This is a genomic window from Stenotrophomonas sp. YJH_SMC_69 (assembly GCF_059370495.1).
Window position 1 is genome coordinate 35,638 of sequence record NZ_JCAFTS010000006.1, and the last position, 14,330, is coordinate 49,967.

The following is a 14,330-nucleotide window of genomic DNA, read 5'->3' on the forward strand; positions in this document are numbered from 1 at the left end:
AATTGTGAAGCGAGTTGCTGCTTGGCAGTGCCGTGTTGCTACGGCACTGACGCTGTGCGTGGTCGCAGGTTCGGTCTCGGCAGTCGAGCCCTACCAGGAATACCGCAAGCTCATTGAGTCCGCCCAGAACCTGACGGCGCTGAAGGATGATCTTTTCGGCGGGAGCGTCAGCCTCTACAACGGCAAGACTGAGTTTGCCGTCACCGACGTCAGCCTGCCAGGCAACAACGCCCTGCCGGTGCAGATGCGGCGCCGGTTCAGTGTCGAGATGGACCTGGTCGGGAGTGGCAGCTTCAACGCCAGTCTCGATGGTGTGGGCGGCTGGGAGGTCGACACGCCGTACATCACCGGCATGTTCCCCGGCGCGAGCGCCTGGCTGAACAATCGTTGCAGTGGCGACATGGTGCCTCAGTGGCCCATTTCCTTCCGGCTCAACGAAGTCTGGCAGGGCAACATGATCCATGTCCCGGGTGGTGGTGATCGCACCATGTTGGGGGCCTGGAACAACACGCCGATGCCGACAGACGGCGTTGCACGCAAGTGGAGCACCTCGCATCGCGATGCCATCGACTGTATTCCAATGAAGTCGGGTCTGGCTGGCGAGGGCTATCGGGTCAGGACCACCTCGGGCGAGTCGTACTTCTTCGATACCGCGTTCACGCGCTTTGGCGGCACGCTGGAGCGCTCGGGCGGCGAAGGAGACAGGACCAAGATCGCTCGCACGCGCATCTACCTCATGGCCAGCCGTGTAGAGGACCGGTCGGGCAACTGGGTACAGTACGAGTACAACGGCAACGGTCACCCGACCCGGATCTGGTCCAGCGATGGCCGCGAGATCACGCTGGCCTACAGCGGCACGCTTCTGGTGTCGGTGACTGCCGCGGGCCGTACCTGGAACTATGGCTACGGTCAGGTCGAAGGCCAGAACCGCCTCACCGCAGTTACCCAGCCCGATGGAAGCACTTGGTCCTACGCCTACTCCAGCGCGCTGCGCGCCTGGGAGAAGGTGAACTGGGACGGCAACAGCAACGAGACCTGTCAGGAGCAGCCGCCGGAGCGTGACGGTACGCTGGTCATGACCATCAAGCATCCGTCCGGTGCGATGGGTGAGTTCCAGTTTTCGAATGGTCGCCAGTACCGCAGTGGCGTCCATGCCAGCGAGTGCATCCGCCGGATCGCACAGTCGGCGTACTACTACGAAATCGTCACCCCGTTTTTCTACGACGTAGTCTCGCTGAGAGCCAAGAAGATCTGGGGACCGGGCCTGCCGAAGGTGCTGCAGTGGAGCTATGACTATGGCAGCGGCTACGAGCCGCTCTGGGGCGGCGTGGGCGGTGCAGCCATCTACCCCTGCACGACCTGCAAGAAGGAAAAGCAGGTCACGATCTCAAATCCCGACGGAACCCGCACGGCCTACCGCTATGGCTCGCAGTACGCGCTGAATGAAGGGCGGCTGCTGGGTAGCAGCGTCATTGACGCGGCCGGGAATGTGGTCAAGAGCAGCACCTCGGTCTACATGACCGAAGACGAAGTGAAATCACAGCCATTCGCCCCGCTTCACGGGATGATCTACAGTGGCGACGAGCCGAGCACAGCTCAGGTGCGCCCGGTCGTGGCCGAGGCCATCCAGCAGGATGGCGTGACCTACCAGACCAGCATATTGTTGTTCGATGATCTGGCTCGCCCGTTGCGTGTCAATAGCGCCAGTCCTTTGGGCAGCCGCACCGATGCCACTCAGTATGCGGACGACCGAAGCAGATGGATTCTGGGCGCGATCGCGAAGGTCACCAACGAGAATACCGGCGTGGTGGTCGAGCAGACGACGTTCGATGGCCTGATGCGGCCCACGGAAGTGCGTTCGTATGGGTTGTTGAAGCAGGTACTGGGCTACAACCCTGACGGAACCGTGGCCATGGTGGATGACGGTCGTGGCAATCGCACTACGCTTTCCGGCTGGAAGCGCGGCACGCCACAGCAGATCCAGTTTGCCGACGGCGCTGTGCAGTCGGCGGTGGTGGACGACAATGGCTGGGTCAGCAGCGTTACCGATGAGAACGGTGCAACCACCCAGTACGGCTATGACGCAATGGGACGCATGGCCACCATCGACTGGCCGGCGGGCGACAGTGTGGCTTGGGCACGTACGACACAGAGTTTCACCGCCATCAACGGCGACGAGTACGGTATCGGAGCGGGTCATTGGCGGCAGACCGTCGCAACCGGAAACGCGCGGCGCAACGTCTATTTCGATGCCTTCTGGCGTCCGCTGCTGACTGAGGAATATGACGAGTCCTCGCGTGGCGTGACCCAGCGCTACCAGAGGTTTGCCTACGACGAAGCGGGTCGGCAGGTGTTCGCCTCGCACCCTGGCGAGTCTGCTGTGCTGAGTACAGGTACATGGACCGGCTACGACGCGCTGGGGCGACAGACCTCGGTGTCCGTCGACAGCGAGGCCGGTCTGCTGACATCGCTGACCAGTTATCTGGCGGGTGGCGGCTTGAAAGTGGTCGACCCCAAGGGCAATACGACGCTGACCACTTTCCAGGCGTTCGGTGCGCCGTCGACGGAATCCCCGGTGTCGATCATTCACCCGGCGGGCGCGTTCACCGATATCGATCGCGACATCTTCGGCAAGCCGCGCTCGATCGTGCGCCGCAACCAGGACGGCAGCGCCCGGATTGCCCGCAATTATGTGTATGACGGTCATCAGCAGCTCTGCAAGAGTGTGGAGCCGGAGACCGGCGCAACGCTGATGGGTTACGACGCAGCGGGCAATCTTGCCTGGAGCGCAGCTGGCCTGGACCTTTCCAGCACCACGGCATGCGACGCTGATGCTGGACCGGTTGCGGCCCGCAGGATCGTTCGTGGCTACGATGCGCGCAATCGGCTGTCGACACTTGCGTTCCCGGATGGGAATGGCAACCAGGGCTGGACGTATACAAGGGACGGCAAGCCGGCCACGGTGACCACGGCAAACGATGCGGGGACGACGCAGGCGATCAACACCTATACCTACAACAAGCGTGGGTTGTTGACGGCCGAAACCTCCAGTGACAGTACCCTCGGCATCCAGTCGCTGGGATATGCCTACAACGCCAATGGCGCACTTTCAGGCCTGACCTATCCGAGTGGGCGCTTCGTTGACTATGCGCCCAACGCGCTGGGCCAGCCGACCAAGGCGGGAGGCTACGCCTCAGGGGTGACTTACTACGCCAATGGGGGCATGAAGCAATTCACCTATGGCAATGGCATCGTGCACACGATGGCGCAGAACCAGCGCCAGTTGCCTACCCGGGTGGTCGACAGTGCCGGAGCGCTGGACACGACCTATGAGTACGACGCCAATGGCAACGTCGCGCGTATCGTCGACAATCTGGACGGGCAGCGCACGCGCACCATGGCCTACGACGGACTGGATCGTCTGATTCAGGCCACCTCGCCTTCGTTTGGCGGAGATGGCGTGTACCGCTACACCTACGATGCTGTGGACAACCTGCGTTCGGCCGCGCTGACCGGTGTCAAGGATCACGTCTATTGGTACGACACCCATAACCGGCTTACCAACGTACAGAACAGTGGAGGCGCCACCACTCTGGGCTTGAGCTACGACGCACAGGGCAACCTCTCCAGCCGCAACGGCGTCGGCTACAGCTTCGACTTCGGCAATCGCCTGCGCAGTGTGGCCAGCGCGGAGCGATACCGATACGACGCACATGGCCGGCGCATCCTGTCGGCGGGCGCCAATGACGGTGCCACCATTCGATCGCTGTACGGCAACGACGGTGTGCTGCGCCGGCAGGAAAATGCCCGGGAGGGCCGCAATACCGAGTACATCCACCTCAATGGCAGCCTGGTGGCGCAGGCCATCCAGGTCGTCGCGCCGGTTGCGCCGGTCCTGACCGCGCCCGCGTTCAGCAACAACGGTGCCTATGCACTGCAGTGGACGGCGGTGTCTTACGCCAGCCGTTATGAACTGCGAGAGCAGGCAGCTGGCGGAGCTTGGGCCACGATCTACAACGGCGCCGAACGTAGCTGGAACACGTCCGCGAAGGCGGAAGGAACGTTTGGCTATGCTGTCCGCGCTTGCCAACAGGACAGCTGCAGTGGCTGGTCGGCGACGGCCAGTGTCGTGGTGCAGCGTCCTCCTGCGGCAAAGGCTGCTGTAAGCGCGCCCGCAACGGCATTCAATGGCAGCTACAGCATTACTTGGACGGAAGCGGCGGGCGCGGCAACCTATCGCCTGCAGGAGCAGGTGGGAGCGGGCGCCTGGCAGACGGTGCAGGAGAGCGCGGCGCGCAGTCTCGCGGTCTCCGGCAAGCCGGCCGGGACGTATGGGTACCGGGTCTTTGGCTGTAACCCAGCGGGCTGTGGTCCTGAATCAGATGTTGCCCGGACCCAGGTGATCTATCCGCCTGCAGCGGCACCTTCGCTCAACGTGCCGGGGCAGAGTCTCGATGGCAACTATACGATTGCGTGGAGCAGCGTCGACGGCGCATTGCGCTATGCACTGGAGGAGAGCTTCAACAATGGTGCATGGGCACAGGTTGCCTCACTGGCCAGCACCAGTCAGGCATTCGGTGGCAAGGGGACCGGCAACTATGCCTACCGCGTCCGGGCCGGCAACGATGCGGGGTGGGGCGTGTACTCGGCGACGAGTGTTGTTTCAGTGATCCGGCCACCGGCACCGCCCAGCCTGAGTGCGCCCGCAGGAACCTCGTCGGGCAGTGTCACGTTGAATTGGACGGGCGTTGCCATGGCGGCCAGCTACCTGCTGGATGAGAGTGTCAATGGCGGAACCTGGACGGCGGTCCAGAACGACGGTTCGACCCAGTCGCAGCGCAATGGTCTGGTGTTCGGCAACTACGCCTATCGCGTAAGGGCATGCAACATCTCTGGCTGCAGTGACTTCTCCAACACGGTGGTCGTCGCTTCCAATCCGCCCCCGGGTACGCCGCAGTTCATTCATTCCATCAAGTCGCAATGGAAGGAAGGGCGCGCCACCAAAATCTCCTGCGAGGTGAAGTGGACCAGCATGCCGGGTGCAACCAACTACGAGATGATGGCCTACGGCGGAAGGCTCGAGTATTCCGGTCCGGAGAGCTCAATCGAAGCTCAGGGCGCGGTCTACTGCGCGGAAGTACAGATTGTGCGCGCCTGCAATGCCAGCGGTTGTTCAGCCTGGTCCAACCCGTATCCGCAGAGCGTTGTGGATTACGGCGACCTGACCAACCCTCGGTGACCTGAAAATGAAGATCAAGAAAATTCTGGTTGGTGTCGCTGCTCTGTTGGGACTGTTGCTGGGCACAGTGAGTGTTTCGGCGCAGGAGATCGTCCAGTATGTGCATACCGACGCGCTGGGTTCCCCGGTTGCCATCTCTGATGCCAACGGCGCGATCGTCGAGCGCACCGTTTATGAGCCCTATGGTGCGACCGTAGGTGATGCGAAGGGGGATCGCCCGGGATTCACCGGGCATGTGTCGGACTCGGCGACGGGTCTGACGTACATGCAGCAGCGGTACTACGATCCGTTGGTCGGGATATTCCTATCGACAGATCCGGTCGACGTGGGCTTGGACAACGGAGCCCTATTTAATCGATACATGTATTCGGCACTGAACCCCTATACTTTCGTTGATCCAGATGGCCGCTGCACTGGCTCTAGAATCACGAATAGTGACGGTACTTGTAAGAGTACCGGTGGGAACACGACGGCCACTGGGCCGACATCATCTGACTCCGCGATTCCGAGGGCGCCATCCTCTGGCTCATCTCCGAGCGTGGCATCTGGCGGAGAATCAAACTCCAACTGGCAAGAGATAAAGTCGCGTCTTGGCTTGTCGGGAGATTTGACAAAGAATGGAAACATCTTTGACGTCGGTGCCCTTTTTCATGATATCGCGATACCCGCAATGTACTCGCGGGGCGGCGGAGGGCTGGCTTCTGTTCCTGCTGCAATTCCAATGCTTGCTCGATTCAATTTTGCGGCACGAGCAGAGCATGTATTTAGAAGCGCCGCAGGGCATGTGAATCCCACTACGGTTGCTTCACAAATGAGATTTGTTGGTCTTTTCCAGCGTGTCAGCTCAAACCCGGCGAACCTAAGGGTGGATGCGGTTGCCGCGCGGCTAATGACGCAAGATGCAGCCTCTGCCGGTGTCAGTACGTACACTCAGACGATGAGGGGAGGGGCGCAGGTTTGGGTTCATGTGCGGAATGGTGAGATAGTCAACGCAGGCGTTAATGCCGCCGGAAAGGTAAGATGATGATTGATTCTGATGAATTGACTGATGTGGCGAAAACTCTTGCCTGGTACAAGAGTAATTTCTTCGAGGGCTGTGAAGAGAGCTTTGTTGCGGATTTTATGGTTTTTTGTTGGCAGGCGGTTGATCCCGGTCGCGTTGCTTCGCTGGATTTAGATGATGAAACTGTAGATGCATGCGCCGACATGCTCTCTGAGTTGAAGCTCTTTGTTGATGAGAGATGCGGGGAATGGGGGGCGCCTGCTTTCTGGAGGCGCTATATCGATTGGGCGGACTACGCCGCAGATTTTCCGCTTGATGAGTGCAAGCGGTTTATGCGAGAGACTGTTGGTTATCTTGAGCCTTCATTTTTCGTATTTACGACCACCGGCGGCACTGAGATGAGGTCCGAGGCAATGACGATTTTTGCCGAATACTCGCAGTCCCGCAAGGCGCGGGCTGCCTATGTTCGATCGGTAATTGAAAGTCGGCTGACGACTGACTCCTTCTATCAGCGATCCCGTTGATTCTCTCTGTCGCGAGATGCGAGAAACTGCTGCTGCGGTCGTCGTTCGGCTTTGTGGTCAGGGCAAAGCCGATATGTATGCTTCGCGCGGTTGATGTCGCCGGGCATGGCCCGGTCCACAGAGCATCTCGGCGCTTAACGCTAACGCTTAATGCCTTACGGCGTCGCCGGCACCACCTGCTGGCCAATGAAGTTGCGCTTGGCGTCGAAGTCGTACGCGATCTGCAGCTGGCCCACATCCGGGCAGGCGTGGCAGTCGCGCAGCGGCGTGCGGTACAGCAGGCGGACGCCACCGTTCTCCAGCGGCGTGGCCCCGGCCGACTGCGCCGGTGCGAACGGCGTGGCCTGTGGGTGGTCCTTCAGCAGGGCCTGCACGGCGGGGTCGGCACGCAGGGTGTCGTCCAGCTGCACGGCATCCACATCGATGCGCTTGCCGGTGGCGTCGACCAGGCGGGTGCCCTCGTTGGTGTTGGCGCGGAACGGATACTCGACCGTCGCAATGCCCAGGCCTTCGTTCTCGTGCCAGGCCGTCACGTAGGCCAGCTCGCCCCCGGTGGACAGCTGTTCGGCGGCGGTGATCGCATCGGCGCTGGCGCCGCCGGCGCGCATCGCATCGCGCAGGCAATCACGCGTGGCGGCGTTCTCGCCCTGGCGGCAGGCGTTGAGGTCGCCATCCCACACCACGGCCTCGCTCCAGCGCAGCTTGCCGTCGGCGGCGGCCTTCTCCGCGCTGGGCGTGTCACCGGCAGGTGGCTCCTTGCCCGGTTCCGGCGAACGGCCCTGGCAGGCGGTCAGCAGGGCAAGCCCCAGGGCAGGCAGCAACAGGCGGGAACGGCGCATGGCGTGGACCTCGTGCGTTGTCTGGAGGCCCAAGTATCGTCAAGGCCGGGTGAACTCCACGTCGGCGCGGCATACTAGCGGCTCATTGCATACGCTGGAGTGTGGGACGTGGGCAGCCTGCAGGGCAAAACGCTTTTCATCACCGGTGCCTCGCGTGGCATCGGCCTGGCCATCGCACTGCGCGCTGCGCGCGACGGCGCCAACGTGGCCATCGCGGCCAAGTCGTCGGTGCCGAATCCGAAGCTGCCGGGCACCATCCATACCGCGGCCGAAGCGGTGACGGCGGCAGGCGGGCAGGGCCTGGCCCTGAAGTGCGACATCCGCGAGGAGGAGCAGGTACACGCCGCAGTTGCGGCCACGGTCGATACCTTCGGTGGCATCGACATCCTGGTCAACAATGCCAGCGCGATCTGGCTGCGTGGCACGCTGGATACGCCGATGAAGCGCTTCGACCTGATGCAGCAGGTCAATTCGCGCGGCAGCTTCCTGTGCGCGCAGGCCTGCCTGCCGTACCTGCTGCAGGCGCCGAACCCGCACATCCTCACTCTCGCGCCGCCGCCGAGCCTGGAACCGAAGTGGTGGGGCGCGCATACCGGCTACACGCTGGCGAAGATGGGCATGAGCTTCGTCACGCTCGGCCTGGCCGCGGAATTCGGCCCGCAGGGTGTGGCGGTGAACGCACTGTGGCCGCGCACGGTGATCGCCACCGATGCGATCAACATGATTCCGGGCGTCGATGCGGCCGGCTGCCGCACGCCGCAGATCATGGCCGATGCTGCGCACGCGGTGCTGGTGCGCGAGGCGGCGGGTTTCCACGGCCAGTTCCTGATCGACGATGACGTGCTGGCACAGGCGGGTATCACCGATCTGTCCGGCTATGCGGTGGATCCAGCGCGTCCGTTGTTGCCGGATCTGTTCCTGGAGTGATCGCGCGTCGCCGGCAGAGGCCGAGGGCTGCGACCTTCGGCCTGCTGCGCTAGAATGCGCGGCTGTAATCGTTTTCAACAAGGACGTGAACCCATGTCACGCACTCTTTCCGTCGCGGCGCTGGCCGCTTCGCTGTCGATTGTCCTGGCTGCCTGCGGCGGCAAGGCACCCGCAACCACTGGCGACGCCGGCCCTTCCAGCACGCCCGACGCCAGCGCGGCGCCGTCCGACGCACAGCAGCAGTTGACCGCCAAGCTCAACGCCTACATCGGCTGCTTCAACACGCTTGATTCGAAGACCCACGGCAGCATCGAGTCCTATACGCGCTGGATCAAGGACGTCGAGGCCGGCCCGAGCGGGCGCGAGACCCAGGTGTACGGTCCGTTCGAGATCAGCGATTACGACATGAAGCAGTGCGCTGGCCCCGTGACCGAGGCGATGGCTGCCAAGCCGGCGCTGGCTGAGCTCGATGCCGCTGCTGGCCATTACCAGCAGGCGCTGAAGGCACTGGTGCCGCTCAGCAAGGACGCGCACGACTATTACGATCGCCAGGACTACGAAGACGACCAGTTCGCCAAGGGAAAGCAGCTGCACGCGCCCTTGATGGCCGCCTTCAAGGAGTTCGTGACTGCCAGCGAAACGTTCAACGCCGAGCTGGAGCGCCAGAACGACGCCGCCCAGCGCGAGCAGCTCAAGGTATTGGAACAGGCCGAGGGACGCACGCGCGAGTACTACCGTCTGGCAATGATGCTGGAAGCCAAGGCCATCATGGATCTGATGAGTGAGGATGACTTCGATCAGGCCAAGGCGCGCGAGCGCCTGGATGCGTTCAACCGCATTTCCGACGAAGCGCATGCGAAGGTGGCTGATCAGGAGCCGGGCAAGCTGGACTGGAACAGCTTCGAGCGTGAAGCCGAGAACTTCCGTCGCGAAGGCAAGGAGCGGCTGCAGCGCGTCAGCGAGAAAAAGCCTTACAGCGATTTCGAACGACGCATGCTGGATTCGCCCTCGATGGCGCCGCGTGGCTCCGCCAACAAGCTGATGCAGGAATACAACTCGCTGGTTTTCCAGAGCAACCGCCAGTAGCGAAGCTCAACGTTATTTTTGTCGCGATCGAGCAGGATGATTGCGACATGACGCGCCCCACAGCCCCGAATGCCAGCACCTTCCCGAGGTGCTGGAGCGCGCGCCCGCGCCATGCATGAAGATGCCTGCAGTTTTCACTGGTGCAAGGAACTGATTTGAACGCATCCACACGCCTGATTCCCGTTCTCCTGCTTGGCGCGCTGGCCGGCTGCAACAACCCGGCGGGGCTGGCGGTCGCCGACCCCGGGCTGGGGAAGGTGAACGCCTACATCGAGTGTTACAACGGCGTCGAACAGCCCATCCGCGAGGGTTTCCAGACCTATACGGGCTGGATGAAGGATCCCGAGGCCGGCCCGACCGGCAAGGAAGCGCAGCCGCGTTCACCCGGCAAGCTGTTGTCGCACCGGGTCGACTATTGCGGCCAGCCGCTGACCGATGCGCTGGCAAAGACCCCTGCCACGCCGCTGGATGCACCAGCGCGACAGTACCAGCGGGCATTCCAGGCACTGAACACCCTGATCGAGCGTGCCGATGGGTACTTCACCCGCGAGGACTATCGTCGCGATGGTGGCGAAGGGATGCGCAGCCAGCATACCCCGCTGATGCAGGCCTATGCTGATTTCTTCAAGGCCAGCGAAGCGATGGATGCTGCGCTGGAAAAGAACGAGAACGATCGCCGCGCCGCCCAGCTGAAGCAGATCGAGGAAAGCGAAGGCCGCTCGCTGGCCTATTACCACCTGCGCCTTGTCGGCGATGGCAAGCAGCTGGCGATGGCGTTCCAGAGCGACGCACCGGACGTTGCGGTATTGCGCGGCCAGCTGGCCGACTATCAGGCGCTGGTGACGGAAATCCAGAACAGTGGTGTCGGCAAGGACGACCCGATGTGGGGTCATGTGCAGCGTTCGGCCGACAAGCTGGTGCGTACCGCCGGTCGCGGTGTCGAGCGTCTGGAGCAGGGCAAGCCGATCACCGCCGATGCGTTGGCCGCCGAGCGCAAGGCGTCGGGCAGCTGGCTCACCACCGATCCTGAGGGCGCGCAGTCGACGATCCTGGATGCCTACAACGACCTGGTGACCACCAGCAACCGCATGCGTTGAGGAGGATCCACGCATGGCGTGGAGCTACCGGGGGTAGTGCCGGGTCACGCCCGGCACGCACCCTGCGGGTTTGGTAGTGCCGGCCGCTGGCCGGCATGTGCCTCAATGGCTGAAAGCATCCGGTAGTTCACCCCCGCACTTGCGGCAATGCCGTGCATCCGGCTCGTGGCCTTCCAGCCCGCAGTGCGGGCAGCCACGCGCATCGCGGCGCGCGGCCAGCTCGGCTTCACGCATTGTGCTGGCCAGCTCCGCGGTGTAGATGCCGGTGGGCACGGCGATGATGCTGTAGCCGATCAGGATCAGCACCGACGTGACGAAGCGGCCAAGCACGGTCTGCGGCACGATGTCGCCGAAGCCGACCGTGGCCATGGTCACCACCGCCCAGTACATGCTGGCCGGGATGTTGGTGAAGCCGTGTTCGGGGCCCTCGATCACGTACATCAGCGCGCCGGCGATGATGGTGATGGTGATCACCGTGAACAGGAACACCAGCACCTTGCGCCTGCTGCGCCACAGCGACGTCATCAGCACGCCGCTTTCCTCGATGTAGCGGGTCAGCTTGAGGATGCGGAACACGCGCAGGATGCGCAACGCGCGTACCACCAGCAGGCTCTGCGCGCCAGGAATGAACATCGACAGGTAGGCGGGCAGGATCGACAGCAGGTCGATGATGCCCCAGATGCTCACCGCGTAACGCAGCGGACGCTTGACCACGGCCAGCCGCAGCAGGTACTCGGCGGTGAAGATGATCGTGAAGGCCCATTCCAGGATGTACAGGCCGGTGGACCATTCGGCATGCAGGTGCTGCACGCTGTCGATCATCACCACCAGGATGCTGGCGACGATCGCCACTACCAGGATCAGGTCGAAATTGCGCGAGGGCCGCGAGTCGTGGCGGTAGATGATGTCGAACCACCGGCGGCGCCAGCCGGTCTCGGTGGCGGGGTTCAGCTGGGGGGCAGAAAACGGTCGCATGGGCGCATTGTGCCGCAGGGGTTCCGGCGCGAGAATGGGGATTCCTGAACCCTGCCGACTGCCATGACCGCCGCTACCGATCCGCTGATCTCCCTTTCGCACTATTACCTGCCGGTCTACAAGCCCCGTCAGGTGGTACTGGAGCGAGGCCAGGGCGCCCGCGTGTGGGACAGCCAGGGCCGTGAGTTCATCGACCTGGCCGCCGGCATCGCCGTGTGCGGGCTGGGCCACAACGATCCGGACCTGGTGGCCGCACTGGTCGAGCAGGCCGGCAAGCTCTGGCACACCAGCAACGTGTTCTACAGCGCACCGCCGCTGCACCTGGCCGAGGAGCTGGTGAAGGCCAGCCGCTTCGCCGAGCGCGTGTTCCTGTGCAACTCCGGCGCCGAAGCCAACGAAGTGGCGATCAAGATGGTCCGCAAGTGGGCCTCCAGCCAGGGCCGCCCGGCCGACAAGCGGGTGATCATCACCTTCCGTGGCAGTTTCCACGGCCGCACCCTGGGCGCGGTGACCGCCACTGCCCAGCCGAAGTACCAGGAAGGCTACGAGCCGCTGCCCGGCGGCTTCCGCTACATCGATTTCAACGATGAAGTACAGCTGGAAACCGCGATGGCCGCCGGCGACGTGGCGGCGGTGATGCTGGAGCCGATCCAGGGCGAGGGCGGCGTGATGCCGGCCAAGTCCGGTTTCCTCAAGCGCGTGCGCGAACTGTGCGACCAGCACAACGCACTGCTGGTGCTGGACGAGATCCAGGCCGGCATGGGCCGCACCGGCACGCTGTTCGCGCACTGGCAGGACGACGTGGTGCCGGACATGGTTACCCTGGCCAAGGCACTCGGTGGCGGCTTCCCGATCGGCGCGATGCTGGCCGGCCCGAAGGTGGCCGAGACCATGCAGTTCGGCGCGCACGGCACCACCTTTGGTGGCAACCCGCTGGCTGCTGCGGTGGCCCGCGTGGCGCTGCGCAAGCTGGCCTCGGCGGAGATCGCCGCCAACGTCAGTCGCCAGTCCAAGGCGCTGCGCGATGGCTTCGCCCGCATCAACGACGAGTTCGGTGTGTTCAGCGACGTGCGTGGTCGTGGCCTGATGCTGGGCGCGGTGCTGAGCAATGACTTCGCCGGCCAGGCCGGTGCGATCCTCGACCACGCCGCCGAGCAGGGCCTACTGACCCTGCAGGCCGGCCCGGACGTGCTGCGCTTCGTGCCGTCGCTGAACATCACCGACGAAGAAGTGGCCGAAGGCCTGAAGCGCCTGCGCGCGGCGATTGCCGCGTTCATCGCCGCGCGCTGAGGCCATCATGCCGGGGTCGGACCCCTCTCCTGCGGAGAGGGCTCTGACCCCGTTGCTGAGGAATGCCCGTAGAGCCGAGCCCATGCTCGGTTCATCGCGATGCCAGGCCACAGCAGCCGAGCATGGGCTCGGCTCTACAGTAGTTCACGCAATCCGGTAGCGCTTCAACACCTTGCCCAATCCCCGGCCATCGCGCACGGTTTCCGCGTGCAGGCCGGCAGCGCGCGCGCCACGCACATTGGCGAACAGGTCATCGACGAACAGCGTGCGCGAAGGTGCCACGCCCAGCGCTTCCAGCGTGCGCAGAAACACCGCCGGCGCCGGTTTGCGCAGGCCGTAATCCGCACTGCAGAACACGCGCGCCTGCAGGGCAGGAAACAGTTCCGGCAGCAGGGTGGGCAATGCCTGCTGCATCAGCGCGCCGTTGTTGGTCAGCACCGCGATTGGCACTTGCAGGGCCTGCAATCGTTGCAACACGGCCGCCTGAGGATGGCTGGCGGCCCGTCGCGCCGCGGTCCATGCAGCCACATCGACAGTCGTGCCCAGAAGCTCTCCCAGCTGCGCCAGATAGGCCGGGCCATCCAGCGTGCCATTGTCATGCGCTGCTTCCAGACCGCTGTCGTACAGCGCGGCCTGTACGGCGTGCGTCGGAACCTGCAGTGTCCGGGCCAGATGCAGCACGCGTTGCCCGCGCTGGTACTGCACCAGCACGCCATCCACATCCAGCAGCAACAGGTCGATCCGCATCGGCTGAGCATGCCATTGCGAGGAGTGCGCGGGAAACCCTGGAGCTGGCATGCGACAGACGGTCGCAGACGGCGCCGCAGGGGGCTGCCTAGAATGGCGCTTGAATCCGCAGGAGATGCAATGATGAAGGCTTGGAGGGTGGCAGTGGGACTGGGTGCGCTGATGCTGGCGCCGTCGGCGATGGCGCGGGTGTGTGCGGTGAGCATCGACAGCACCGACCAGATGAGCTTCAGCAGCCGCGAGATCAAGGTTGCCGCTGATTGCACCGCCGTGGACCTGACCCTGCGCCATACCGGCAAGCTGGCGGTCACCGCGATGGGCCACAACTGGGTGCTGACCCGCAGCGCTGATTACCAGCCGGTGGCGATGGCGGGCATGCGCATGACCCTGGCTGACAGCTACCTGCCGAAGGCCGACAAGCGCGTGCTGGCGCACACCAAGGTGATCGGCGGCGGCGAGACCACGCGCGTGCGTTTCTCTACCCAGGGCCTGCAGAAAGGTGGCGACTACACCTTCTTCTGTTCGTTCCCCGGCCACTTCGCGATGATGAAGGGCAAGTTCCTCTTCGGTTAGAAAAAAAAGGGGACGGAGGGGATTAAGTCG

The 14,330-nt window shown here is 63.5% G+C and carries 11 protein-coding genes; 8 read left to right on the forward strand and 3 right to left on the reverse strand.

Translation table 11 applies throughout. The features are described 5' to 3' along the window. Positions 1 to 58 precede the first annotated feature (58 nt). From AC5P8F_RS12060 to AC5P8F_RS12070, 3 genes are read left to right on the forward strand one after another with little or no spacing between them, the layout of a single operon-like run. Positions 59 to 5,239 carry an RHS repeat protein gene (locus tag AC5P8F_RS12060; protein ID WP_495228248.1) on the forward strand — a complete coding sequence of 1,727 codons (5,181 nt, stop codon included), beginning with the start codon at positions 59 to 61 and terminating at the stop codon, positions 5,237 to 5,239. Between the two features lie 7 nt (positions 5,240 to 5,246). Beyond that, the gene (locus tag AC5P8F_RS12065; protein ID WP_495228249.1) at positions 5,247 to 6,263 is read left to right on the forward strand and encodes an RHS repeat-associated core domain-containing protein; all 1,017 of its coding nucleotides are present in this window, start codon (positions 5,247 to 5,249) and stop codon (positions 6,261 to 6,263) included. Beyond that, positions 6,260 to 6,766 (forward strand): hypothetical protein, encoded by a 507-nt coding sequence (locus AC5P8F_RS12070; protein WP_041863781.1) that lies wholly within the window; start codon positions 6,260 to 6,262, stop codon positions 6,764 to 6,766. Before AC5P8F_RS12065 ends, AC5P8F_RS12070 begins: the two co-directional genes overlap by 4 nt. 155 nt (positions 6,767 to 6,921) lie before the next feature. On the opposite strand, the gene AC5P8F_RS12075 is transcribed toward AC5P8F_RS12070, so the two are convergent. Beyond that, entirely contained in the window at positions 6,922 to 7,605 is a 684-nt protein-coding gene (locus AC5P8F_RS12075; protein WP_032956036.1) for a hypothetical protein, read from the reverse strand. A 108-nt stretch (positions 7,606 to 7,713) separates the two neighbouring features. Between AC5P8F_RS12075 and AC5P8F_RS12080 the strand changes: the two genes are divergently transcribed. The 3 genes from AC5P8F_RS12080 (at position 7,714) to AC5P8F_RS12090 (ending at position 10,715) form a co-directional block, all read left to right on the forward strand. After that, a complete protein-coding gene (locus AC5P8F_RS12080) occupies positions 7,714 to 8,532 on the forward strand; it encodes an SDR family oxidoreductase (protein ID WP_495228251.1) in 819 nt (272 codons plus the stop codon). Positions 8,533 to 8,625: 93 nt separating this feature from the next. Then, positions 8,626 to 9,618: a YiiG family protein gene (locus AC5P8F_RS12085; RefSeq protein WP_495228253.1), complete on the forward strand. Its 993-nt coding sequence runs from the start codon at positions 8,626 to 8,628 to the stop codon at positions 9,616 to 9,618. Between the two features lie 155 nt (positions 9,619 to 9,773). Beyond that, complete coding sequence (locus tag AC5P8F_RS12090) at positions 9,774 to 10,715, forward strand: YiiG family protein (protein ID WP_262093075.1); 942 nt, start codon at positions 9,774 to 9,776, stop codon at positions 10,713 to 10,715. A gap of 102 nt (positions 10,716 to 10,817) precedes the next feature. Here AC5P8F_RS12090 and AC5P8F_RS12095 read toward each other — a convergent pair whose 3' ends face one another. Next, complete coding sequence (locus AC5P8F_RS12095) at positions 10,818 to 11,690, reverse strand: ion transporter (RefSeq protein ID WP_014648300.1); 873 nt, start codon at positions 11,688 to 11,690, stop codon at positions 10,818 to 10,820. Between the two features lie 63 nt (positions 11,691 to 11,753). Between AC5P8F_RS12095 and AC5P8F_RS12100 the strand changes: the two genes are divergently transcribed. Continuing rightward, positions 11,754 to 12,980, forward strand: a complete 1,227-nt coding sequence (locus AC5P8F_RS12100; RefSeq protein WP_495228255.1) for an acetylornithine transaminase — start codon at positions 11,754 to 11,756, stop codon at positions 12,978 to 12,980. 144 nt (positions 12,981 to 13,124) lie between these two features. Here the strand turns inward: AC5P8F_RS12100 and AC5P8F_RS12105 are convergent, their stop codons facing one another. Then, positions 13,125 to 13,727, reverse strand: a complete 603-nt coding sequence (locus AC5P8F_RS12105; protein WP_495228257.1) for an HAD-IA family hydrolase — start codon at positions 13,725 to 13,727, stop codon at positions 13,125 to 13,127. 123 nt (positions 13,728 to 13,850) lie between these two features. Here AC5P8F_RS12105 and azu point away from each other — a divergent pair, with 123 nt between their 5' ends. Then, a complete protein-coding gene (gene azu, locus AC5P8F_RS12110; RefSeq protein WP_032956045.1) occupies positions 13,851 to 14,300 on the forward strand; it encodes an azurin in 450 nt (149 codons plus the stop codon). Positions 14,301 to 14,330 lie beyond the last annotated feature (30 nt).

Excerpts from the sequence above, each read along its gene's own strand:
- AC5P8F_RS12070 (WP_041863781.1), top strand. The coding sequence starts at position 6,260 with ATGATGATTGATTCTGATGAATTGACTGATGTGGCGAAAACTCTTGCC.
- AC5P8F_RS12075 (WP_032956036.1), bottom strand. The coding sequence starts at position 7,605 with ATGCGCCGTTCCCGCCTGTTGCTGCCTGCCCTGGGGCTTGCCCTGCTG.
- AC5P8F_RS12065 (WP_495228249.1), top strand. The coding sequence starts at position 5,247 with ATGAAGATCAAGAAAATTCTGGTTGGTGTCGCTGCTCTGTTGGGACTG.
- AC5P8F_RS12105 (WP_495228257.1), bottom strand. The coding sequence starts at position 13,727 with ATGCGGATCGACCTGTTGCTGCTGGATGTGGATGGCGTGCTGGTGCAG.
- AC5P8F_RS12085 (WP_495228253.1), top strand. The coding sequence starts at position 8,626 with ATGTCACGCACTCTTTCCGTCGCGGCGCTGGCCGCTTCGCTGTCGATT.
- AC5P8F_RS12095 (WP_014648300.1), bottom strand. The coding sequence starts at position 11,690 with ATGCGACCGTTTTCTGCCCCCCAGCTGAACCCCGCCACCGAGACCGGC.
- AC5P8F_RS12100 (WP_495228255.1), top strand. The coding sequence starts at position 11,754 with ATGACCGCCGCTACCGATCCGCTGATCTCCCTTTCGCACTATTACCTG.
- azu (WP_032956045.1), top strand. The coding sequence starts at position 13,851 with ATGAAGGCTTGGAGGGTGGCAGTGGGACTGGGTGCGCTGATGCTGGCG.